The 21,266-nt window shown below is 67.7% G+C and carries 20 protein-coding genes and 5 pseudogenes; 15 read left to right on the top strand and 10 right to left on the bottom strand.

Annotation, left to right across the window (positions count from 1 at the left end; translation table 11 throughout):
• Nucleotides 1–104: 104 nt before the first annotated feature.
• Together istA and istB are read left to right on the top strand one after the other, a co-directional pair.
• Nucleotides 105–1,604, top strand: a pseudogene (gene istA / locus ACWC0C_RS43160) (IS21 family transposase); the annotation flags it as partial.
• Between the two features lie 82 nt (nucleotides 1,605–1,686).
• Complete coding sequence (istB, locus tag ACWC0C_RS43155; RefSeq protein ID WP_450870248.1) at nucleotides 1,687–2,460, top strand: IS21-like element helper ATPase IstB; 774 nt, start codon at nucleotides 1,687–1,689, stop codon at nucleotides 2,458–2,460.
• A 338-nt stretch (nucleotides 2,461–2,798) separates the two neighbouring features.
• Here the strand turns inward: istB and ACWC0C_RS43150 are convergent, their stop codons facing one another.
• Nucleotides 2,799–3,554, bottom strand: coding sequence for an ASCH domain-containing protein (locus ACWC0C_RS43150; protein ID WP_450870247.1), 756 nt, complete (start codon nucleotides 3,552–3,554; stop codon nucleotides 2,799–2,801).
• Nucleotides 3,555–3,805: 251 nt separating this feature from the next.
• Between ACWC0C_RS43150 and ACWC0C_RS43145 the strand changes: the two genes are divergently transcribed.
• The 3 genes from ACWC0C_RS43145 (at nucleotide 3,806) to ACWC0C_RS43135 (ending at nucleotide 7,001) form a co-directional block, all read left to right on the top strand.
• Nucleotides 3,806–3,997: a hypothetical protein gene (locus tag ACWC0C_RS43145; RefSeq protein WP_450870245.1), complete on the top strand. Its 192-nt coding sequence runs from the start codon at nucleotides 3,806–3,808 to the stop codon at nucleotides 3,995–3,997.
• Between the two features lie 109 nt (nucleotides 3,998–4,106).
• A complete protein-coding gene (locus ACWC0C_RS43140; protein WP_450870243.1) occupies nucleotides 4,107–5,666 on the top strand; it encodes an ISL3 family transposase in 1,560 nt (519 codons plus the stop codon).
• A gap of 861 nt (nucleotides 5,667–6,527) precedes the next feature.
• Nucleotides 6,528–7,001, top strand: a complete 474-nt coding sequence (locus ACWC0C_RS43135) for an RICIN domain-containing protein (protein ID WP_450870241.1) — start codon at nucleotides 6,528–6,530, stop codon at nucleotides 6,999–7,001.
• A 346-nt stretch (nucleotides 7,002–7,347) separates the two neighbouring features.
• On the opposite strand, the gene ACWC0C_RS43130 is transcribed toward ACWC0C_RS43135, so the two are convergent.
• Entirely contained in the window at nucleotides 7,348–7,959 is a 612-nt protein-coding gene (locus tag ACWC0C_RS43130; RefSeq protein ID WP_450870240.1) for a hypothetical protein, read from the bottom strand.
• A 384-nt stretch (nucleotides 7,960–8,343) separates the two neighbouring features.
• Here ACWC0C_RS43130 and ACWC0C_RS43125 point away from each other — a divergent pair, with 384 nt between their 5' ends.
• The 7 genes and pseudogenes from ACWC0C_RS43125 to ACWC0C_RS43095 all read left to right on the top strand — a co-directional run bounded on the left by ACWC0C_RS43125 (nucleotide 8,344) and on the right by ACWC0C_RS43095 (nucleotide 13,078).
• On the top strand, nucleotides 8,344–8,832 hold the full coding sequence (locus tag ACWC0C_RS43125; protein WP_450870238.1) for a hypothetical protein: 489 nt from the start codon (nucleotides 8,344–8,346) through the stop codon (nucleotides 8,830–8,832).
• 6 nt (nucleotides 8,833–8,838) lie between these two features.
• Nucleotides 8,839–9,398 (top strand): annotated as a pseudogene (tpg, locus tag ACWC0C_RS43120) (telomere-protecting terminal protein Tpg).
• A 288-nt stretch (nucleotides 9,399–9,686) separates the two neighbouring features.
• Nucleotides 9,687–10,007 (top strand): annotated as a pseudogene (locus tag ACWC0C_RS43115) (alpha-lytic protease prodomain-containing protein); the annotation flags it as partial.
• A 40-nt stretch (nucleotides 10,008–10,047) separates the two neighbouring features.
• Complete coding sequence (locus ACWC0C_RS43110) at nucleotides 10,048–10,671, top strand: S1 family peptidase (RefSeq protein ID WP_450870237.1); 624 nt, start codon at nucleotides 10,048–10,050, stop codon at nucleotides 10,669–10,671.
• A gap of 188 nt (nucleotides 10,672–10,859) precedes the next feature.
• Nucleotides 10,860–11,771 (top strand): hypothetical protein, encoded by a 912-nt coding sequence (locus tag ACWC0C_RS43105; protein WP_450870235.1) that lies wholly within the window; start codon nucleotides 10,860–10,862, stop codon nucleotides 11,769–11,771.
• Nucleotides 11,772–12,020: 249 nt separating this feature from the next.
• Nucleotides 12,021–12,206: a hypothetical protein gene (locus tag ACWC0C_RS43100; RefSeq protein WP_450870233.1), complete on the top strand. Its 186-nt coding sequence runs from the start codon at nucleotides 12,021–12,023 to the stop codon at nucleotides 12,204–12,206.
• A 401-nt stretch (nucleotides 12,207–12,607) separates the two neighbouring features.
• Nucleotides 12,608–13,078, top strand: coding sequence for a DUF4265 domain-containing protein (locus tag ACWC0C_RS43095; protein ID WP_450870232.1), 471 nt, complete (start codon nucleotides 12,608–12,610; stop codon nucleotides 13,076–13,078).
• Nucleotides 13,079–13,133: 55 nt separating this feature from the next.
• Here the strand turns inward: ACWC0C_RS43095 and ACWC0C_RS43090 are convergent, their stop codons facing one another.
• Nucleotides 13,134–13,427 carry a ribosomal protein L7/L12 gene (locus ACWC0C_RS43090; RefSeq protein ID WP_450870230.1) on the bottom strand — a complete coding sequence of 98 codons (294 nt, stop codon included), beginning with the start codon at nucleotides 13,425–13,427 and terminating at the stop codon, nucleotides 13,134–13,136.
• A 17-nt stretch (nucleotides 13,428–13,444) separates the two neighbouring features.
• Nucleotides 13,445–15,061 carry an ISL3 family transposase gene (locus tag ACWC0C_RS43085; RefSeq protein ID WP_450870251.1) on the bottom strand — a complete coding sequence of 539 codons (1,617 nt, stop codon included), beginning with the start codon at nucleotides 15,059–15,061 and terminating at the stop codon, nucleotides 13,445–13,447.
• A 180-nt stretch (nucleotides 15,062–15,241) separates the two neighbouring features.
• On the opposite strand from ACWC0C_RS43085, the pseudogene ACWC0C_RS43080 reads away from it, so the two are divergent.
• Nucleotides 15,242–15,448: pseudogene (locus ACWC0C_RS43080) on the top strand (hypothetical protein); the annotation flags it as partial.
• Here ACWC0C_RS43080 and ACWC0C_RS43075 read toward each other — a convergent pair.
• Together ACWC0C_RS43075 and ACWC0C_RS43070 are read right to left on the bottom strand one after the other, a co-directional pair.
• Nucleotides 15,401–15,664: a hypothetical protein gene (locus tag ACWC0C_RS43075; RefSeq protein ID WP_450870254.1), complete on the bottom strand. Its 264-nt coding sequence runs from the start codon at nucleotides 15,662–15,664 to the stop codon at nucleotides 15,401–15,403. The pseudogene ACWC0C_RS43080 and the gene ACWC0C_RS43075 sit on opposite strands and share 48 nt — an antisense overlap.
• Nucleotides 15,665–15,707: 43 nt before the next feature.
• Nucleotides 15,708–15,830: pseudogene (locus tag ACWC0C_RS43070) on the bottom strand (IS3-like element ISRhosp5 family transposase); the annotation flags it as partial.
• Between ACWC0C_RS43070 and ACWC0C_RS43065 the strand changes: the two are divergent.
• Nucleotides 15,816–16,157: a hypothetical protein gene (locus ACWC0C_RS43065; protein WP_450870252.1), complete on the top strand. Its 342-nt coding sequence runs from the start codon at nucleotides 15,816–15,818 to the stop codon at nucleotides 16,155–16,157. The pseudogene ACWC0C_RS43070 and the gene ACWC0C_RS43065 sit on opposite strands and share 15 nt — an antisense overlap.
• 410 nt (nucleotides 16,158–16,567) lie before the next feature.
• Complete coding sequence (locus ACWC0C_RS43060) at nucleotides 16,568–17,401, top strand: AfsR/SARP family transcriptional regulator (protein ID WP_450870228.1); 834 nt, start codon at nucleotides 16,568–16,570, stop codon at nucleotides 17,399–17,401.
• Between the two features lie 89 nt (nucleotides 17,402–17,490).
• Here ACWC0C_RS43060 and ACWC0C_RS43055 read toward each other — a convergent pair whose 3' ends face one another.
• The 4 genes from ACWC0C_RS43055 to lysX are packed head-to-tail and all read right to left on the bottom strand — an operon-like array spanning nucleotide 17,491 to nucleotide 21,263.
• Nucleotides 17,491–18,561: a M20/M25/M40 family metallo-hydrolase gene (locus ACWC0C_RS43055; RefSeq protein ID WP_450870226.1), complete on the bottom strand. Its 1,071-nt coding sequence runs from the start codon at nucleotides 18,559–18,561 to the stop codon at nucleotides 17,491–17,493.
• Nucleotides 18,558–19,367: a [LysW]-aminoadipate kinase gene (locus ACWC0C_RS43050; RefSeq protein WP_450870224.1), complete on the bottom strand. Its 810-nt coding sequence runs from the start codon at nucleotides 19,365–19,367 to the stop codon at nucleotides 18,558–18,560. The genes ACWC0C_RS43055 and ACWC0C_RS43050 overlap by 4 nt, the downstream gene beginning before the upstream one ends.
• Nucleotides 19,368–19,374: 7 nt before the next feature.
• On the bottom strand, nucleotides 19,375–20,385 hold the full coding sequence (argC, locus tag ACWC0C_RS43045; RefSeq protein WP_450870250.1) for an N-acetyl-gamma-glutamyl-phosphate reductase: 1,011 nt from the start codon (nucleotides 20,383–20,385) through the stop codon (nucleotides 19,375–19,377).
• A gap of 8 nt (nucleotides 20,386–20,393) precedes the next feature.
• Nucleotides 20,394–21,263, bottom strand: a complete 870-nt coding sequence (gene lysX / locus ACWC0C_RS43040; protein WP_450870222.1) for a lysine biosynthesis protein LysX — start codon at nucleotides 21,261–21,263, stop codon at nucleotides 20,394–20,396.
• Between the last annotated feature and the right edge of the window lie 3 nt (nucleotides 21,264–21,266).

The following is a 21,266-nucleotide window of genomic DNA, read 5'->3' as shown; positions in this document are numbered from 1 at the left end:
CCGAAGAGCCGGACGGCCACTCCTTGCGAGCCACTGCAGGCAGAGAACGTTCAGCCACACCCGGCCCTCCCGGGCCACCAAACAACTTACGGAGAACGTTCACCGTGGTCGACATCATCGAGATCTACGTCCACTGGTACGCAGGCCGCTCCAAGAGCGAGCTGGCCACGTCGCTGGGGGTGGACCGCAAGACGGTCAGGAAGTACCTGGCTCCGGCGGAACTGTCCGGGATCACCCCGGGCGGGCCGCCCATGAGCGAGGAGGACTGGGCCAAACTGATCAAGAGCTGGTTCCCGGAACTCGCCGACCGGCGACTGCGCCAGATCACCTGGAGCCAGTTCGACGAACACCGCGACTACATCAGCAGCCTGCTCGGGACGGTCACGGTCACTACCATTCACCAGCGGCTCCGCGACGAACGCGGGGTCCATGCATCCCGCTCCTCGCTGCACCGCTGGATCGAGGCGACGCTGCCCGGAGAGACCAAGAGATCGCAGGTCACCGTCCTGCGGGATGAGGTCGAGCCCGGCTCGGAAGCCCAGATTGACTACGGTTTCCTGGGCCAGTGGACCAACCCGCGCACCGGTAAGCGGCACCGGGTCTGGGCGTTCGTGATGGTGCTGCCCGCGTCCCGGCACATGTTCATCCGCCCGGTGCTCACCCTGGACCAGCACGCATGGACCGAAGCACATGTCGCCGCGTTCAAGTTCTTCGGTGGTGTCCCGCGCCGGCTGGTGCCGGACAACCTGCGCACCGGGGTGGACAAACCCGACCTCTACGACCCCAAATTCAACAAGGCGTATGCCGAACTCGCCACCCGTTATGGCGCCTTGGTGGATCCGGCCCGGGCCGGGAAGCCGAAGGACAAGCCCCGGGTGGAGCGGCCGATGCCCTATATCCGGGACTCGTTCTGGCGCGGGCGGGAGTTCGTCTCCGTCGACCACATGCAGGCCGAGGCGGTCGGCTGGTGCCGCAAGGTCGCAGGCCGCCGGCAATGCCGCCCGCTGGGCGGGGCCTCGCCGATTTCGGTCTTCGAGGCCATCGAGGCCGAGGTGCTGCTGCCGCTGCCGGAGACACCGTTCGTGCTGGCCCGCTGGTCAACTGCCGTGGTCGGTCCCGACATTCACATCAAGGTCGGCCGCACCCTCTACTCGGTGCCCTGGAAGCTGATCGGCCGCCGCGTCGATGTCCGTTCCACCGCCACCATGGTGCAGGTCTTCCTCGACGGTGAACTGGTCAAGACACATGCGGCACTTGAACAGGGCAAACGCACCGACAAGAGCGACTACCCGCCGGAGAAGATCGCCTTCCAGATGAAGACACCGATCTGGTGCCGCCCCCAGGCTGGGCAAGTGGGCGAAGCCTGCCGGGAGGTCGTCGGGTCGCTGCTGGAAGTCGGAGCCCTCTACCGGCTCCGCGCCGCCCAGGGCATCCTGGGCCTGCGCAAGAAGTACGGCGACCAGCGGCTGGAGGCCGCCTGCGCCAAAGCCCTCGCGGTCGGCGACCCGTCCTACCGCACCATCAAGGGCATCTTGATCGCCGGCACTGAGACCGACCCCGAGCCGGAGACCGGAGACGCTGGCGCCGCGGCTTTCCTGCACGGCCGCAGGGGCTGTTCGCCACCGTCGAGACCCCCGGGACGTCGGACGGCGACCACGATGACCAGGGCCAGGACGGTGTTGCGTGATGAGCGTGATGGACACCGCCCTGCGCGAATCACTCAAGGCTCTGCGGCTGTCAGGGATGCTGGAGACCCTCGACGCCCGCCTCCTACAAGCCCACGGCGGCGAGCTCGGGCACCTGGACTTCCTGCAGGTCCTCTGCCAGGACGAGATCACCCGCCGCGAGACCGTTGCTTTCCAACGACGTCTGAAACGAGCAAAGTTCGAGCAGCAGGTCACCCTCGAAGAGTTCGACTTCACAGCCTCCTCGAAACTGCCCGCCGCCCAGATCCGCGACCTGGGAGCCCTGCGCTGGCTGCATGCCGGCGAGTCCGTCATCCTCTTCGGCCCGGTCGGTGTCGGCAAGACCCACATCGCCCAGGCCCTCGGCCACCTCGCCGTCAGGCAGGGCGCCAATGTCCGCTTCGCCAAAACCAGCCGCATCCTGGCCGAACTGGCCGGCGGCCACGCGGACCGCACCTGGGACCGGCGCATCCGCGAGCTGATCCGGCCCGACGTGCTCATCCTCGACGACTTCGCCATGCGTCAGCTGTCCGCGGCCCAGGCCGACGACCTCTACGAACTCGTCTCCGAGCGGCAGGGACGGTCCCTGATCATCACCAGCAATCGGGCGCCCAGCGACTGGTATCCGCTCTTCCCCAACCCCGTCGTCGCCGAGTCCCTCCTCGACCGGCTGATCAACACCAGCCACCAAGTCATCATGAACGGACCCAGCTACCGCCCCAACAAGCGCCCCAAGAACCCCACAGCCAAGACCGAGAAACCCAAGATCACCTAGAACCCGCCCAAGCCAGGACCTGGCCCATTACGTGAACACGGCGCTGGGGAATATCGCGAACGTTCACAGCCTCGCGGGAGCACGGGACAGATCCGGGCGTCCTGGAATGAGACACGCGTAAGTCAGCTCCCTTCAGACGCCACACCATCCGCCTGGCCAGGTCGGTGCAGTCAGGGGCTTGTCGCTTCGGGTGGGGCTTCTCGGAGTGACGGGGCGGACGGACGTCGACGTCAATATTCGTGGTCCAGCCGAGGTAGGCCGAAGGGCATAGGGATGATCTTGGTCTCCTGGGTGCTGGTCGTCACCTCGGGCCCAGTCGTCGTTGTCGCCTCCGCGGTTTAAGCGGCGCCCGTCTTGTCGTTGATCTGGAAGGTGATGACGTCGACTTCGTCGGTTTCGGTCAGATCTGGGTAGTGGCCCTTGAGGGCTTCCCGGAGTTCGGCTGCGGTCGTCAGCCCCTCAGCTTGGGCGTCCTGGTTGGTGAGGTCGCTGACCAGGCAGTGCCTGATGCTGGTCACCTCTGCTGGCAGGACGACTTCGGGGTCGCTCTCAAACACCAGCCGTGCCGGGCCGAGCTTGGCCGGGTCCCGGAAGCGGGTGGTTTTGGTCTTGGCGCCGGAGCGGACGACTTCGAGGTAGCGGGGGTTGAAGCGGATGATCGGGGGACCGGCCGTCTCGGGGTCTTGGTAGAGCGATGGGTCGAGACCGTTCATGCCCGCCTCCGGGGTCCATCGCTGAGCCAGCGGCATCAGGTCGGCGGCGAGCACGGACCTGAGCCCCGCGGACGTGGGCACGATGACGCGCATGGTGGGGTAGTAGTCCACGAAGACCTGCCGATCGCGCCCACACGGGCCGATGACCCCGCGCCCGTGGTTTCCCACGGCGACGATACAGCGCATCTGGCGGGCACCCTGGGCTCGCGCGGCTCCCAGCGCCACGAGTTCGGCGCAGGGTCCGCCGGTGAAGTGGTAGAGGTTCACGCCGGCGAACATCCGGTAGTCGGCGGCCATGACCGCAGCGCCCACCGTGTGGATCCCGTCTTCGTCGGGCCCGGCGTCGGTCTGCGCGTCTATGGTGCGGCGTGCCAACTCCACGAGCTCACGCTCGTCATCATCGAGAACTCGTGCAGATGACGGGACGTACACCTTTTTGACCTTCCCTTCCTTCAGTAGTCGCCCAAGAGCATTTCACGCCATGCAGGCGGGCTCTACAGGGTTTCGGCTTACCTCGGCTGGACCCCTACGGTGGTCCCGTGGGCAGGGATGCAGTGTCCGGGCTGAGGCCGGTCGTGAACAGGGACGACGATCCGGGGCCGCGGTTGTGCCGCGGGTGCGGTGGTCGGCTGATGCCGGCGACGAAGGCGACGGCGGCGTTCTGCTCGTCGGCGTGCCGGGCGCGGCACTGGCGGCTGATGCGGCGGGCGCGGACGAGGACTCAGGACACCCTCGGCATCACCATCAAGGTCGTGCCCCGCCCCAAGGACGCCAGAGGATTGGTCGTGCTGCCCAAGAGGTGGGTGGTGTCCGCGTACAAGTGATCGTGGTCCTGGCAAGATTTCCGTGAAACGGGGCTGTGCCACCGTGCGCCGATGACGCTCCGTCACGGGTAGCGGGACTTTCGGCGAGTGTGATGACCTCGTACGAACTGTGTCGCCGCACCTGGATGTGGTGCGGGTGGAACGGGTGTGGTCGTCGGGTGGTGTGGTTCGTATCTCTGCCCGTACCCGCGAGTTGACGGTGGCGTGTCCGGACTGCCGGTGCGCGTCGGCGCGGGTTCACAGCCGGTATTCCCGCACGCTGGCCGATGTCGCTGCCGGGGGCCGCCCGGTGCTGATCAGTCTGATGGTGCGGCGGTTGTTCTGTGACAGTGCGGACTGCGGTCGGCGGACGTTTGCCGAGCAGGTGGAGGGGCTGACGGTGCGCTATCAGCGTCGCAGTCCGCTGCTGCAGCATCTGGTCGAGATGGCCGGGGTGCTGCTCGCCGGCCGTGGCGGGGCCCGGCTTCTGCACATCTTGAAGACGCCGTTGTCGCGGACGAGTGTGCTGTTCCAGCTGATGCGCATGGGACTTCCGTTGGTCGCCACACCGCGGGTGCTGGGCGTGGATGACTTCGCGTTCGGCACGCTGCTCGTGGATGCCGACAGGCGGCTGCCGATCGAGTTGTGGGCCGGGCGCGATGCCGAGCAGCTGGCCTCCTGGCTGCGTGCGCATCCCGGCGTCGAGGTGGTGTGCCGGGACGGTTCGCTGGTCTACCGGCAGGGCATCACCGAGGGAGCCCCGGACGCGGTGCAGGTCAGCGACCGTTTTCACCTGTGGCAGGGGCTGTCGAAGCGGGTCGCGGACATCGCCGCGGCCCACCGCGGCTGCCTGGCCGCCGCGGTACCTGAACCCGAACCGGCCCCACCGCCGCCGGACGAACCGTGCGAGGCGGCCGAGACTCCCGCCCGCCGTCACGCGAAGCGACTGGTCGAGACCGTCCAGGGATACACCGGCACGGCCCGCAGTCTCAGCGCGATAGCCCGCGAACTCGGCTTGAACCGCCGCACCGTGGCCAAGTACGCACGCGCTGCCTGCTGGCAGGAGTGCATACGGCGCACTCCGCCCCGCCGCTCCACGAGCCTCGACCCGTATCTGGAGTATCTGAGGCAGCGGTGGGAGGAAGGCGAGCACACCGCGACCGTGCTGCACCAGGAGATTGCCGCGAAGGGCTACCGCGGCCACTACCAGCGGGTCAAGATGGCCATCGCGCCGCTACGCCGCGGTCTGCCGATCGACACACCGCGCGAGCGGCCACCCTCGCCCCGCCAGGTCGCCCGGTGGATCACCACCACACCGCCCCGGCGCGGCCTGCACGCCGCCGAGGCACTCCGTCGGCTGCTGGAACACTGCCCGGAGCTCGACCAAACCCACACTCTGGTAAGGCAGTTCGCGGCCATGCTCGATGCCCGCGACGCCGCCCCGCTGCCGGACTGGCTCGACCACCTCGCGGCCTCCGGCTTGCCTGCCTTGGCGAGCCTGGCCAACGCCATTCGCGAAGACCAGCCGGCAGTCGTGCAGGGCATCACCACCCCGTTCAACTCCGGCGTCAACGAAGGCCGCATCACGGATCTGAAGCTCCAGAAGAGGATCACGGCCGGCCGTGCCGGCGTTCCACTCCTGCGCCACCGCGTCGTCCTCATGGCCCACCTCCGACGCCGCTACCCGTGACGGAGCGTCACCGGCGCACGGTGGCACAGCCCCGTTTCACGGAAATCTTGCCAGGGCCACTCAGACGAGTACGGGGACGGGTGGTCGAGCGGTCGAACTCGTGGACCATGCGAGCCCGGAGCGACGCCAGAGACTACGAATGCCTGATGTCCCACGCCGAAGCCCACATCCAGTGGGCATTCAAAGTTTCTGATCAACCCCGCGCCTCCTCAAAGAGGCCTTTGGCGGCTACTTCACCCGAGGCCGCCTGGTCGCCCAAGCCCTCGGCAGCCCTCACCTCATGAAGTTCACCACCACCCACAGCCTGCGCCACCCAGCAGTTGTCCGGCTGATGTTCAAGCTATAGGTCCGCTCGAGCTGGTCCTCCGGGCCTTCGCGGGCCGCCTGGCGGATACATGGGTTTTTCGCCCTCTCGGCGGCGGAGCCCGTGCCGGGACCGACATCCCCCTGCGGCCGCATCAAAACACCACGGATATCCGCGGCATGCGGCACGTCGTCGAACTCCGCCGCGTGGGCTGTCGGCCCTGCCTCCAGGCCCGACACGGGACACTGACGGCCGACCGCGCCGCCCGGCGCCGTTTCAGGATGCCGAATAGCCGGCTGCCGCTTTGTCAGCCGTGGCTTCATCACAGGTGGTGCGGGAGCCGGGCACGCTCACCCCGAGCGCCTTGCGGGTGACAGAACCGCCGACGGGAGCGCGCCTTCCGCCCCGCAATGACCATGATCATCCATATTGATCGCATCAAAACTACCGCCCGGGGAACGGCCGAAGCGGTCTGGCAGCGCGCACGCTCCTTACCCAGGGGTGTGCGCGCCCGAGCAGGTCTTCGCGTCCTTCCCGCAGCGACCCGAGGAGTCGGCATGGTGGAGACACGCATTCCCTTCCGCACCTTCCAGTTGATCGTCCATTCCGCCAGTGGGCGGCACCTGACACCGCAGGGGCGGCAGGACGCGGACGTGCAGATCAGGCTCTGGCGGGACGGGTACCTGTCCGCCGGGGACAAGACCCGCCAGTGGAGCCTCATTCCGATCAGTGGCCAGAACGGCACCGTGCGCATCAAGAACGCCGCTCACGACCGGTGTGTTGCCCTGACACAGGATAAGGCGGGCGCCGAGCTCGTGTACTCCAAGACCAGCAACGATGACTCCCAGCTGTGGCAGATCCGCATCCCCGACCCGGCGCAGGCCGACTTCGTCATCGCCTCCGCCATCGATCCCAACCTGGTCATCTCGCCGAAGGAAGGCAGCCACGACGGCGAGACCCCCCTCGAACTGGAGGAGTTCGGCCCCTGGTCCGACCAGTTCTGGCGCCTGCGCGAGGCCCGCAGCAACTGACCGTCCTCACCACAGACCTGCTCGACAGTGCGTATGTGCACGTCCCTGAACAAGGGGCGTGCACACACGCAGGAGCGGGGCGGCCACGCCGAGCCGACCCCGCGCCGCACGGGCTCGCCGACGGTCGTCGCACGGTGATCGCGGCACCTGGTTCGACGCCCTGTCGGCCAGGTGACGATCCCTATGGAGTGATACCTCAGCATGGTGCGGTTTGACCACCACCTGCTCGGTGCCTGCACAAACACAACGCCCTACCACAAGGCCCCGACCAGGGCACGAGGCGGATTCCCGTGATGCTCCTGGCCGGGGCTCTCCGTCATGTTGTGCGCGCGTCAGTCGGGGATCTCTAGCCGACCGGCAGACCGAGGAACTTTGCCGGAGCCAGCTCGAGGAACTTCGACATCGCGGTGTTCAACCGGGTCGTCCCAGAGCTACCTGCGCCGGCCGCCAAGCTACGGAACGTCAGTTCCAGGGACCTGTCACCGTCGCGAACCAGGAGCGTGGTGATCTGGGCCTGCTGCCCGACTGGACCGGCGAGCATCGTGCGCATCAGCGCCTCGTCGCCGAACCTCCGCTCCACCTCGAGAGGCTTGTGCGGATCACCAGCCGGTTCCACCACCTCAACAGTTATCTCCTGATCGCCGATGCTGATGGTCCACGCGGCGCACTGGGCGTACACCTGTCGCATGTCGGCCATCCAGCTCACGGCGGCCCCCGCCGCCCGCTCCGAAACCCCCACATCGACGACGATCGAGGAGTCGGCGTTTGCGAAGGACGTCCTGACCTCCCTCGCGGCCTTGTCGGTGAACGTCCGGTTCAGCAAGGCCGTGCTTTCCGGGGTCGGGCTGGTCATCGGCGGCGGGTCTTCGTCGGACGAAGGCGAGGCCAACTCCGTGAAATCGTCCAGGCCAGCCGGGGCCAGATCATCGGCCCTGACCAGTAGGCGCTCAAGGTCCACGGACGGGTCCTTCGAGGACGTTGACGAAGCCTCAGATGTGCTCACGAGTCTGCCTGTTCTCATGCGACGAACGGTGCGTGACGGAGACGGTAGGCCGGACCGCATCGAGCCGTTCGGCCAGGAGCTTCTCCTCCTCATCGAGCTCCCGCCCGGCGGGCTGCGGCGCGTTCGGCGACCTCGTTGATCTCCGTCATCCCGCGAGCCTACGAACCCGTACGCCTCCGCGACCTGGAAACGAACAGGCCGGCCTTGACTACTGCCTGACGATTCAGGACACAGACTGCCGCCCACGACCAGCACGAGCACCCCGATACGACGTCATGCCACCTCGCTGACCTGCGACTTCAAGATGGCGAGGCTTCACTGGCTTGGAGCCCAGAGTCCGTGCGCTCCAAGGAGGCCGACCCGGCCCTGGCCCTGGTCCTGAAGGCGATCAAGGCCACGGCGAAGGGCGGCATGGGCAAGCTGCGCCAACGCAACCGCGGCCAGGCGCCGTACTACGAGCCGTGGCCGGGCCTGGAGCGCACGACGTGGCGCCCCGACATCCGCGCCGCCGTGCTGGCCAGTGTCCGGGTCAGCATGCACCGCAAGATGATGAAGACCGCGGCCGCGGCCGACGTCTACCCGGTCGCGATCGGCACCGACGCCCTCGTCTGCCCCTCGCCGGGCCCGTCCCCGCTGGACTTCCTGCCGCACACGCCGGGGGGCAAGCCCGCCCCGGGCTCGTTCCGGCTCGGTGTCTGGCCCGGGATGGTCAAGCACCAGGGCGCCCAGACCGTGTTGCGGGCGGAGCGGCAGTTCGAGGAGCAGGGCGGCGTGTTCAACATCGCCAACCTCATCAGGAACGACCAGACGGCCGGGGAAGGGGAGTAACCGCCGATGGTGGAACGAATCGGGGACAGCCTGGACCGCGCACTGGAGCATGCGTTCACCCGCCCCGCCCCCAAGAGCGCCCAGGCGCAGATGAAGTACCTGGTCAAGCAGCTCAAGGCCACCAAGGCGGTCGCCCAGCTGCTGGGGGTGTCCCAGCGCACCGTGGAGCGCTACGTGGTCGGCACGCTCAAGCGGCCCCGCCGGGAGCTGCGCGAGCGCATAGACCGCGAGCTCAAGAAGCGGTGGCAGCCGCAGGTCAGGGCGAAGGCGAAGCAGAAGGCCGCGACCACGACCGGGCTGGTCGTCTCCACCCGCGCCCGCTTCGGGTTCACCGCCGCCCCGGGCACCACCGACGACGCCCGAGATCCGCGACATCACCCAGGCCCTGCCCCCCCGAGTTCGCGGACCGCCTGTTCACCGCCCGGGAGCAGGGCGCCACCGAACGCCAGCTCCAGCAGAGCGCGGCCGAGGGCCTGGCGCAGATGTACTTCCGCGCCGACAACACCCGCGCGCACGGCCTGGGCGTGGAGTTCACCGACATCGAGGACATCGGCATCGAGCTGTAGCTTCATGGAACGTCTTGGCCTCGCCATCTACGGATGGCGAGGCCAAGACGCTTTTCCGCGGGGACCTTTCCGGCCGCAGCTCGTGGATTCAAGCCAACATGTCACCAATAAGCGGAATTGTCATGTCCAATTCATCGATCGGCCGCCTGTTGTCGTGAGTCTCGCCCGAGCGCGTCGATCACCGGGAATGCAGTCCAACTTCGAAGAGGAGTACACGTGCGAAGACGTCATCACGCGTACCGGGGGATAGTCGCGGCGGCAGTCGGCGGAGTTCTCACGCTGACCACCATGACCGCCGCCCAAGCAGCGCCGGCACCGCTGACCGATCCCGCCAAGGCGGCGGCGATCGCCGATCAGCTGGGCAGCAAGCGCACAGCGGGCATCTACTACCGGAACGAACGACTCGTTGTCGCCGTCACCGATCAGGCGGCGGCAGAAACCGTGCGAAGTGCTGGGGCGGTAGCGGAGGTCGTCCCGCACAGCACGGCCGAGCTCAGCTCTGCCAAGGCGAAACTGGATCAACTGACGGGGATACCCGACACTGCCTGGAGTATCGACCCAAGCAGCAACCGGGTCGAAGTTAAGATCTACGCCGGAGTCTCTCACGCCGACAGGTCTCGAATCGACCGCTTACACCATGCGCGGCGGCGTGGGCATCACATCGGAATACACCTCGGGTGGGACGGACTGGATCACCACCTGCACCGCCGGGTTCAACGTACAGAACGCCAGCGGCAAAAAGTACATGCTCACCGCCGGCCACTGCATGGGGGACGGCGCTGTCACCTGGCACCGCCGGAGCGGGGACATTCCCCTCGGAAGGGCCACCGACTGGGTCTACGGGAACGACACGAACCAGTCCGACTACGGGGTGGTGGAGTACACCAACAGCAACGTCACGCCATACGGGACGATCCAGTACAAGGACGGCTCGGAAGGGCAGATCTCGCGCGCCGCCTCTGCGTTCGACGGGGAGAAGGTCAAGCGCGTGGGGACCATGAGCCAGGACCTGGTGGGCATGGTGCTGGCGACCGACGCGACAGTCACCTACACCGACGGCACCACGCTTCACCACATGATCGAGGCGAGTAACTGCTCGGTGCACGGTGACAGCGGAGGACCCCTCTTCAGCGATGAGATGGCTCTGGGCATCCTGTCCGGCGGCAGCTATGCCGACCAGCCCTGCGGAGATTCCGACGGCCAGGCGGACCGTTCCAGTTTTTACGAGCCGGTGTACAAGGTGCTCTCCTGGGAAGGCCTGAAGATCTACTAGGCCAGGAACCCTTTCTCGCCGCCTGGGGCATGGGCGGAGATGCAGCAGGCGGTGAGGAAACCCGTGAGTGAACCCGACGGCGCCTCTCCGCGTCGAAGGTGTGGAGCGGGATCAGCGCCGGGCGCTGAAGTAACTCTCCGCCATGCTCCCCAACGGAATCCGCCGCCGACCGCCCCCCAGAGGACTCCATGCACACGCACGCGAAGCGCCTCGCCAGCCTGCTGCTGGCCCCGCTCCTGAGCACTTGCCTCCTTGCCGGCTGCGGCAACGACCAGCGCGCCGACGAGGGGCACGCGAACGATCAGTCGCTGCGCAAGCAGCAGGAGCGCGCCCGCCAGGTAGCCGACGCGTGGCACGCATCCGCGGCCGCCACGGCCTGGAACCAGGGCTACTACCCGATGGCCGACGTGGTGCAGCAGCCGAAATCCGGCTGGCACAGCAAGGCAGACGAGCACGCCTACGAGACCAAGAACTTCGTCCTGCGCGGCAATCTGCCCCGCACTGCCGCCGCCGACGGGAAGGTGGACTGGGGAAGCGGAAAGCCTCTCAACCGTCCACTGATCGGGGCGATGAAGGCGTACCAGTCGTTCGCCCTCAACCGCAGTGCCGGACCCCGGCTGACCGTGACGGGGGCGAGACTGGGCACAACGACGATCGTGACGAGTCGGGGCAAGGCAACTGTTCCCGCATGGCTGTTCACGCTGGAGAGCTACGACACCCCGCTGAGGCGGGTCGCCGTCACCCCGTCAAAGCTTCCCAGGCCGCCGATCGCACAAGCCCGGCAGGGCTCCGCCGGCGGTCTCAGGAGCGTCGCCCGGCTGGCCGGGACGGCGGCAGACGGCCGATCCGTCATGGTGAAGGCCACACACGGATCCTGCGACAACGGCCCCGTCGTCAAGGCGCTGGAGACGGACGAGAGCGTAGTGCTGTACGCCTCCGTCGGCGGTGCCCGCAGTGGCCCCTGCACCGCCGAAATGATCGAACAGAGCGTGAAGGTCGAGTTGCGAAAGCCACTCGGTGACCGCATCCTCCTGGACGCCCTCACCGGCCGCCCGGTGCCGTACGGAGATCCCAACGGGCCCTCACCGAGCTGGACATAAGCGCACCTACGTCGTCCTCTCGGTAGTAGCCATCGGCTGCTGCACAAACGCCTCGTCCCCGGCCTTGCCGCTGCCGGGGACGAGGCGTTCGCGTCTCACGGGAGGAGGATTCACGGTTAGCCGGCCGACCAGGACAGCCGTGGCGTCGTGGCCGCTGGGAGGAACCCCGCGACGCCCATCTGGAGCGCCTTGGCGGCGAGCAGCCCCGTGTCGCATGATCATGGGCCGCGCCGGTCCCAGGTTGTCCTGGTGGAGCCGGCGCTGAGCCAGCTGGGGAAGCTGACGGCGGCCGAGACACACCGGCTGGACCGCGTGATCGTCGCGATCAGCGTCAACCCGGAACTGGGCACCCCAGTGCCCGACACCCTGCTGCGCGACTACGTGGACGACGCCGACGGAGTCAGGGTGATCTACTACGTGACCGCCCTTCGGTAGATGACCATCGTGGCCGACGTTGAGACGTAGAGGCCTCCCGAACATCCGTCGCAGTGCCCGACTCCGCCCTCATCCGGGGCGCTGCTGTGCCTGCTGCACGGTGCAGCACTGGGTGCAGTGCGGCGCTGCTCGACGTAGTCCGGGGGTCCTGCTCCCTCTGCTGCGTGGGGCCGTTCGGTACCGGCCGAACAAGCGCCCCAGGGAGCCCACCGAGAAGCTTCCGACCACCTGACCGCTGCCATGCGGTGCTGAAGTGATCGCTCCCGCAGCCCCGCCGTTCCGTCCCCGCTGGTCCGCGTGGATGATGGCGCGGTGACGAACATCAGCGACGCCCACGTGAAGGTCCACTTCCGGATGGAAGTGGACGAGGACGGCTGGCCGCCGGCGAGCGTCGAGAGCCTGTGGGCACTGGACCTTGGCGCGGAACGGTACGTCTCGACAACGCTCCGTGGTTCGTGCGTGGGGTCGCGAGCGGCGATGTCGTCCGCGTGGACGTCGATGACGACGGCCTGCGCTGGGCCGGGGAGACCGTTCAAGCTTCGGAGAACTGCACCATCCGATTGATCGTGCTGAAGGACGGAGGCTCCGCTGCGGCCCGACAGACCGTGCTGGAGACCTTCCACCGGCTCGGCACCACGGGCGAGGGCATCGAGCAGTTCCGGATGGTCGCGCTGGACATCCCGCCGGAAGCAGACATCCAGCGGATCCGCAAGCTGTTGGAACTCGGCGACGATAAGGGTTGGTGGCACTGGGAAGAGAGATGTGTCACTGCCGCCTGGAGAGCCAGTGCAGGCACTGAGGACGATTGCGCCGCCTTGACTGCTCGCGTCAGCAACCAGACGCGAGAGGGTGGGGAATTGTCTGGCGTTTGACATGGGGAATTGGCGGCTCTGTCGGAGATCTTGTGACGATCAGGGCGCCGCGGTCCTACTGGCTCGCTTCGGTATGAGCGCTGGCACCGGCTGCGCGGAGTTCGGCCACCATGGCGGTGGCGGCTTCTTCCGGCACGTTCTCGAGGATGCTCGTCGGCAGCTTGCTGATGAGGGACTTGCAGTGCCACAAGCTCAACCCGGTTTGCCTGTGAAGTAGTTTCACGATCTCGATGACTCGGGGGCCAGAGTCAGTCAGGACTACTGTGCGTGGCAGGTCGTCGCAGACCAGCAAGAACGATTCGCCCACCGTGTCCGATCCCTCTATCAGCCCGCAGATGGCCTGCAGCATATGACGAGGCTCAGCGATCACGTCGTGAGGAGGATGCGCCTGCGGAGCAGATCAAGGTTGGCCCGCCCGTAGCCCATGCGCTTGAGGAGCTTGGCTCTGGTGACGTGGCCTTCAACCTGGCCGGAGCTCCAGTGCGTGGACCGGCCGGCGGTGACGGCGTCCAGGTCTCGCGTCATGCCGTTGACCAGGGAGTGCAGGGCGGGCAGGTCGTCGGCGAGGACGCGGTTCATCCATGCGGGCAGTTCCTCGCCTCGCAGATCGTGCATCATGTCGGCGAAGTCGCGGATGTGTCGTGCGGTGGCGTCGAGGTGTGGGCAGGCGGCCCGGATCTCTTTGAGCTCGGCCGCGTCGGTCTCGGCGAGGTGTCCGGGGCTGGTCATGATCCAGCGGACGACGCGCCGGGGTTTCGGGGCGGGCCGCAGCTCGGGAGCAGGTGCGGGCGGGTTCTTCGGTTTGGGACTGTGCGGCTTTTTGAAGGGGCGGAAGTAGCGGCGGACGCACTGGATGTCCCCGGTGAAGCCGCGTGCCCGCAGTTCGCGGTGCAGCTGCGGGATGTCGTGGCAGCCCTCGCGCCAGCGCTGGTGCAGGTAGGGCTTGTGTTCGTCCAGGATCGATGCCCGGTTGGTGGCCTTGACCAGCAGTTCGTCGAGGCTCTGGGCGCGGGCGAAGCGCCGTACGGTCGAGTGGTCCAGCCGCAGCTGGCGGCCGATCGAGGCCAGGGACTTACCCTCGGACAGTAGCTGCTGCACCGCTGTGTACCGCTCGGTGGTGCGGGCCACCAGCCGCCTCGGGTGTCCGAGGACGTCCCGGGTGCCGTCCGGCGGGATGAACGGCGCCCCTTCCGGGGGTGGCTCCGCCCTCCTCCTGGGTGCCGTGGCGGACTCCGTGACGGCTTCGGCCGTCGTGAATGCCTTGCGGATGCACTGGTGATGGGCGCCGACTGTCTTCTCCACAGCTTCGGCGAGGTTGCGCAGCAGATGCCAGGCGTCTGCCACTTGCTGGGCCTGCGGAGCCCCGCTGCGGGCACCTTCGGCGTAGGCGCCAGCCCGGTCACGGCAGATCACCTCGATTTCCGGATGGCCGCGCAGCCAGGCGGCCAGCGGCTCGGCGTCCCGGCCCGGCAGCACATCGACCGGGCGCCGCTCTTCCAGGTCCACCAGGATCGTGGCGTACGAGTCGCCCTTGCGCAGCGCGAAGTTGTCGACTTCCAGGACGCGCATGTTGGCCTGCGCTAACTCCGGTAACCCACGGAAGAGTTCAAGGAGCTTGTCCTTGGCGACGGGGATGCTCAGCGCGGCCGCGAGCCGCGCACCCGGCCGGCCCGCCAGACACGCGGCGATAGAGGTGAGCAGCGTGCGCAGCAGCGGCGTGTACCGGGCATGCGGGCTGGTCAGCCCTTCGATCTGCTCAGCGAACGTCACCGCCGGACACAGCGGATTGAGGCACTTGAACCGGCGCACCACGAGTTCGACCACCGCCGGGGCTCCGCCGACCGGCGCGTCAGCGAGCCGGCGCGCGTACCGGCCGTGCACACGCCACGACACCACCCCGCATCTTGGGCACCTCGCCGTCGGCACTGCGGAGTGAGCGCAGAACGTGACCGTTCCGGCCGCACGCTCGACCGACTCGACCACCACACCCGCTAAATGGGGCAGCAACCGCCTCAAACCCCCTGAACCGCACACCCGATAGATGCCCAGACCAGGTAGGTGACGTCACAAGATCTCCGACAGAGCCGGCAATCCCCATCTCTGACGGGCTGAGCGTCACGTAATTCGGCTCTGTCGAAGATCTTGTGATCGGACCCGTGCCCGGTGGTTGGTTCGGCGCGTTGTCGCTGGTGTGGTTCGCGAAGCCTTGAAGCGCTTCTTCCTCATCTGGCCGGTGTCGTAGTCGAGTTCGTCCAGCAGTCGGCGGCCGAGATCGTTCTGCACGCGCACGCCAGAGCTGTCGGGGCAGCGTGTCCACACTGTTCAAGGCCGTCCATTCACGGGCGGTATGTCCGACGTTTGGCGGACGCTGCGATAGGCGGCCGGGCCGTGATCATCGAGCTGCTGGTACGCCGCTTCCGGTGTCTGAATGGCGCCTGCTCCGCAATGACGTTCGCCGAACAGGTCGAGGGGCTGACCTCGCCGCACGCCCGTAAAGCCCCGCTGCTGCGGTCGGTCCTGCTGTCCATCGCCTGCACGCTCGCCGGTCGGCCCGGTGCCCGCCTGGCCGCCCTGTTGGGCATCCATGTCGAAAAGGACACTCTGCGGACGCCGCCGTCCCCCCGAAGAACGACTCTACGGCGGCGTTGTCCGCGGAGGTGCCGACCGCTCCCATCGGCCGGCGGATCCCGGCCCGGTGGCAGGCGTCGGCGAGCGCCTTCGACCCGTACTGAGCCCCGTGATCGCTGTGAAAAGTGTGTTCGGGCTCGAGGACGCGGAGGTTGATGAACGCCGCCGGCTGCGCGGGGTCGCGGGGGGTGCTGAATTTCCGCAGTGCTCGTGGCGGCAGGGACAGCCGGTCGCTTCGGTCGGTGTCGGCCCCGTTCCCGAGGCAGTGGACGGCCGCAGTGTCCTTGAGTGGCCGATGTGGCTTCCCTTCCCGCGGCGCAACGGTGCCAGCACCGTCTACATGTCGGAGGCCGAGGTCGCCGTTTACCAGGACCGCATTACCCAACGTCATGTCCGCTACAACGACCTGGTCCGCAAACGCATGTCGTGGTCACCCTGGTTCCGGACCTGAGCGGCGACTTCACCCTCGACACCAACGACCGTCGGAAAGGACCTGCTGGCCACCCCGCGCGGGGCGTACATCGGCCACGCCGCGGTGGGCAGCGGCCGCCTGGTCGTACACAGCGGCGCCGAACCTGCGAAAGCAAGCTCACTTGTCAAGTCACGATATTTCGTGGAGTGACACACGCTTCTCAGTGTGGGCATTTTTGGGGCAGAACCGTTGCGGGTAGCGCAACGGTTTCCCCGCCGACTCACCCATTGCTAGGGAACGTGTAATCCCACGGAGAAAGATAGGTTCCATGAATGCATGGAGATCCTATCTCGTGCTAACGGATACCTCGCAGATATCGGCGGTAGCCAATTCGCCGTGATGTGTCTCGATTCGTGGGTCCCGTTGTCGTCATAGAACGGAGGATTCCCATGTATGCCGAGTCATTGCCTGACAGCGCCCCCAAGGTCTTCTTCCGCGTCCTGGGCCCGTTGCGGGTTTGTTTCGGGAAAGAGAAGGTTCCCCTCTCCGAAAGTCGTCAACTCACCGTGCTGGCGGTGCTTCTGACCGAGGTCAACAGGGCTGTGACACTCAGTAGCCTTGTCGATGCGGTGTGGGGCGACACGCCGCCGGTTACCGCGGACAAACAGATACAGACCTGTGTGTGGCGGGTGCGCAAGGCATTGGTCAATGCCGGGGCCCACGCTGATCTCATTGAGACTGTCCGCGGCGGCTACCTGCTGCGTCTGCCCGACGGGTCTTTGGACACCCATCTCTTCGAGGAGCTCACAGAGCGCGGCCGGGACCGGGCCGAGGCCGGTGATCCGAAGGGCGCCGTCGACGACTACCGCGCGGCTCTGGCGCTGTTCCGGGGAGAGCCGTTGGCCGGGCTGGCGAGCCGGGCGCTCGAGCCGGTCGCGGCTTACTGGGCGGAGCGCAGACTCACTTTGCTGGAGGAGTGCTTCGACGTGGAACTCTCCCTCGGACGCCACCGGGAACTGGTCGGTGAGCTGAGCCTGCTGGTCGACGAGCACCCGTTGCGCGAACAGCTCCGTTGGCGCCTGATGACGGCGCTGTACCTGTCCGACCGCCGGGCCGACGCCCTCGCGGTCTACCGCGCGGGCCGGGCCGCACTGGTCAGCCATCTCGGCCTCGACCCATGCGCCCGCCTCCAGGAGCTGCATCAGCGGATCATTGCAGGCCACCCGGTCCTCTCGACCGAGGCCATCTCGCGCCCGGGGCCCGCCCTGCGGGGCGTATCCTGAGCGGCCGGCTGACTGCGCTCACGGGAGAGCGGGACCTTGCAGAAGGCATGGGCCGGTACCCGACGGCTGCGGGGCACTTGCGGCGTTCATCACCGGGCATCGGCCGCTGCCGCCTCCTCGGCTTGTACGAGCTCGGCGGCAAGCGTCTCCAGTGCGTGTCGGAGCACATCGATGGCGATCGCGTATTCGACGAGGTCGATGTGCTCCCGGTCGGTATGGTCGAGGCTGGAGTCGCCTGGGCCGTAGACAGCCATGGGCACCTTCCAGCGCGGCTCGACGATGTTGAGGTCGGCCGTGCCCGTCTTGAGCTTCAGGGTGGGACGCGCGCCCTGAGCGCGTATCCCGGAGCAGAGGGCACGCACTGCGGCGCCACGGGTGTCGACGCGCACAGGCGGAGTCCGGTCGTCGATCTTCAGCACACCGTCTCCGGCGGAGTCGGCCAGGAACCGCTCGAACTCCTCCAGGGCGAATCCCGGGGGAGTGCGGCAGGCGACGGTCATCCGAGCCTGTTCGATCGTGCCGCCCATTTCCAGCAGCGTCGGGACGGGCCGGTCGGAGGCGCGGCTTCCCGCCGCGTGCGCGTCGCAGTAGCCGACGACCTTGTTCCAGAAGGCGATGGCCGCCTCGGTGGCCTTTTCCTCGGGGCTGGCCGTGTGCACGGCAGGACGGCACACGTCGTACCGCACCACGACCCGCCCCTTGTAGCCGATGCCGACGCCGGACCAGCCGTTGGGTTCCCCGACGAAGGCGGCGTCGGGCCGGTGCCCCTCGAGGAGGTGCGTCGCACCCCGTCCGAAGGTCTCCTCCTCGACGACTCCCGCGACCACCAGTTGCACGGGGCCGACCTCGGCGGCCGTGGCCGCGCAGATCATGGTGGCCAGCGGCCCCTTGGCGTCCGCCGTGCCACGCCCATGCAGGACGGTGCCTTCCTGCCGCACCTCCAGCTGGCTCGGCACGGTGTCCAAGTGGCCGATCAGCATGATCGTCGGGCCGGAGGCTCTGCCGCGCCTTGCGATGACGTTGCCGACGTCGTCGATGTGCGTCTCGAAGCCCCACTCCCGCAGCTCCCCGGCGAGGAAGGCGGCCAGCTCCGCCTCTCCGCCCGATGGCGAGGGGATCTCGACCATGTGTCGCAACAATTGCTCGGCGTGTGTGCTCATGGGGCTCCTTTGACGAATGTCGTGCCAGCCCCCGCCCGTGCGGCGAGCACCGGGGAGTCCCGTCGGCCGTCGGTGAGGACGACGTGCGGGACCCCAGCCAGACAGGCCTCACCCGCGCTTTGCAGTTTCACCTTCATACGCCCTGCCGCGTCGTCCAAGTAGCGGGACAACTCCTGGCAGGACACCTCGGTCACAAGGCTCGTCGGTTCCGCGAGGTCGCGCAGGAGCCCGGGCACGTTGGACAGGATGATCAGCCAGTCGGCTGCCAGGGCGACCGAGAGCCGGGCGGCGAACCGGTCGGCGTCTACGTTGAGCATGTCGTTGGCCGGATCCAGTGCTGGAGGCGACACCACGGGGACGTAGCCGCCGCCCAGCAGGGTCAGCAGGAGATCCGGATCGACCTCGTGGATCCGTCCGGAGAAGTCGTCCCGGACGACCTGCTCGACACCGTCGACCACAGCCCTGGCCGGTGGCGTCCGGCGGGCGGTGACCAGGGATCCGTCGATTCCCGACAGGCCGACAGCGCGTAGTCCGGCCCCGGTCAGCGCCGTGACCAGCGCCGGTTTGACGCGGCCGAGCATCGCCATGGCGAGCGCGTCGAGCGCGGGCGCGTCGGTGTAGCGGCTGTGCCGGCCACTGGGCGCGGTCATGCTGCGGGTGGGTCGGCCGAGGTCGGCGGCGAGCCGGTCGGCTTCGGCTCCGCCGCCGTGCACGACGACCACCTCGCTGCCCTGTTCGGCAAGCCCGGCGATGTCGGCGCACGTGCTGGCCATCTCTGCGCCGAGTGAACCGCCGATCTTGATCACGAAGCGCTCAGGCTGGGTGGAGCCCGGCGAACCGCAGTCCCGCGGTCTCGTCGTGGCCAGAGGCGATGTTGAAGCATTGGACGGCATTGCCGGCACCTCCTTTCACCAGGTTGTCCATGGCCGCCACAACGATCAGGTGATCTCCCTCCGAGTTGAGTGACATGCCGATGTCGCAGTAGTTGGTGCCGCTGAGGATCTTGGGCTCCGGCATCCGGCGCAGGGCGGACCGCTCCCTGACCAGCCGCACGAAGGGCTCGTCCTGGTAGGCCGTACGGTAGAGCGCCCACAACTCGCGCTCGGTGACGGTCTGCGCCGGAGTGATGTGGCAGACCACCTGGATCCCGCGTACAGCGTCGACTGCGGTCACCGTCATGTGCACCCGCACTCCGCATGCCTGCTCGATCTCTGCGGTGTGCCTGTGGCCGTGCGGCTTGGCCATGCGCAGAGCGCTGCTGCGCTCGGGGTGGTGGCTGCCCTCGTCGGGGGTCCTGCCGCCGCCGCTGGAGCCGGTGCGGGCGTCGACCAGGACCACGCCCGCGACCAGGCTCGCCGTGGCGAGCGGGTGCAGGGCCAGGATCGCGGCGTTAGCCATGCAGCCCGGGACCGCCATGTGGCTCGCCCCGCGCAGTCGTTGCCGGTGCAGTTCGGGTATCCCCGGCTGGAAGCGGGAGAGCCAGGACTCCTCCGGCGCGGCGCCGAAGTAGTAGCGTTCCCGCTGGGCGGGGTCGTGGAGCCGGAAGTCGGCGCTCAGGTCCACGACCATCGGCGCGAGGGCAGACCATTTGCCGACGGCCTTCATCGATACTCCGTGAGGCGTTGCCAGGAAGACGACGTCAGATTCCGACACGTCTTCCTCGGACACGAAGGACAAGTCGCTCTGGCCGCGCAGGTTCGGGTGCGCGGCGCTGAGGGGACGTCCGCGGTGGTGTGTCGAGGTGGCCTGGGTCAGCTCTACGTGCGGATGCTGAAGCAGCAGCCTGACGAGTTCGCCGCCTATGTATCCGCCAGCGCCGATCACTGAGGCCTTCACTGGGCCACCACTTCCAGGACATGGCTGACGATGAGATCGGCGATGTCCAGCCCGGTGGCCGAGGAGAGCCCATGGAACTCCATCGTGTGGTTTACCTCGGTGACCAGCATCTCGCCGTTGGAGCGTTCGATCAGGTCCACCGCGAGCATGCCGCCGCCGACCACCTCCGCGGCCCGCAGCGCGAGCTCGGCCAGGTCCGGCGTCACCCGGCACGGCTCCGTGGCGGCACCGCGCGCCGTGTTGGTGATCCAGTGCTCCGACCTGCGGTAGACGGCCGCGACGACCTGGTCGCCGAGCACGATGGCCCGTATGTCTCGGCCGGGCTTGTCGATGAGTTCTTGGACGTAGAAGACCGAGTGCACGGGTGAGCGCATCGCCTGCTTGTGCTCGACGAGCGTCTCAGCCGCGTCCCGGTCGTTGACCTTCGACAGCAGCCGGCCCCACGACCCGACGGCGGGCTTGATCACTGCCGGGTACCCGATCTCCTCGATGGCCTGCAGCGCTGCGTCGGGGGTCACCGCCACGACGGTCCGCGGGGTTGGCAATCCGGCGCGTACCAGGGCCAGCGACGTGAGGATCTTGTCGCCGCAGACTTCGATGACGCTGCTCGGGTTGAGTACCTGATGGCCTATCGACTCGAACAAGCGCGCGGTGTAGAAGCTCCGCGTGTGCGACATGATCCGGTTCAGTACGCCCCGGTAGCGCACCGGCGGTGGAGATCGGAGATCGCTGACCAGGGAGCGGTCGTCGATGGGCGTGTACGGGATGCCGCGCCGCTCGAGGGCGGCGAAGATCAGCCGCTCCTCGAGGCGGACGCGGGTGGTCAGGACGGCCAAGAGGCCGTCCTGCGACGCACTCATGCTCATCCG

It is taken from the genome of Streptomyces sp. NPDC001709 (assembly GCF_053596375.1).
The sequence above is the reverse complement of the archived record's forward strand: the minus strand, read 5'-3'. Positions and strand labels throughout refer to the sequence as shown.

Coding starts and splice junctions, on each gene's coding strand:
- istB (WP_450870248.1), top strand. CDS start 1,687: ATGAGCGTGATGGACACCGCCCTGCGCGAATCACTCAAGGCTCTGCGG.
- ACWC0C_RS43145 (WP_450870245.1), top strand. CDS start 3,806: ATGCCGGCGACGAAGGCGACGGCGGCGTTCTGCTCGTCGGCGTGCCGG.
- ACWC0C_RS43135 (WP_450870241.1), top strand. CDS start 6,528: ATGGTGGAGACACGCATTCCCTTCCGCACCTTCCAGTTGATCGTCCAT.
- ACWC0C_RS43105 (WP_450870235.1), top strand. CDS start 10,860: ATGCACACGCACGCGAAGCGCCTCGCCAGCCTGCTGCTGGCCCCGCTC.
- ACWC0C_RS43090 (WP_450870230.1), bottom strand. CDS start 13,427: ATGCTGCAGGCCATCTGCGGGCTGATAGAGGGATCGGACACGGTGGGC.
- ACWC0C_RS43075 (WP_450870254.1), bottom strand. CDS start 15,664: ATGGATGCCCAACAGGGCGGCCAGGCGGGCACCGGGCCGACCGGCGAG.
- ACWC0C_RS43060 (WP_450870228.1), top strand. CDS start 16,568: ATGTATGCCGAGTCATTGCCTGACAGCGCCCCCAAGGTCTTCTTCCGC.
- ACWC0C_RS43055 (WP_450870226.1), bottom strand. CDS start 18,561: ATGAGCACACACGCCGAGCAATTGTTGCGACACATGGTCGAGATCCCC.
- lysX (WP_450870222.1), bottom strand. CDS start 21,263: ATGAGCATGAGTGCGTCGCAGGACGGCCTCTTGGCCGTCCTGACCACC.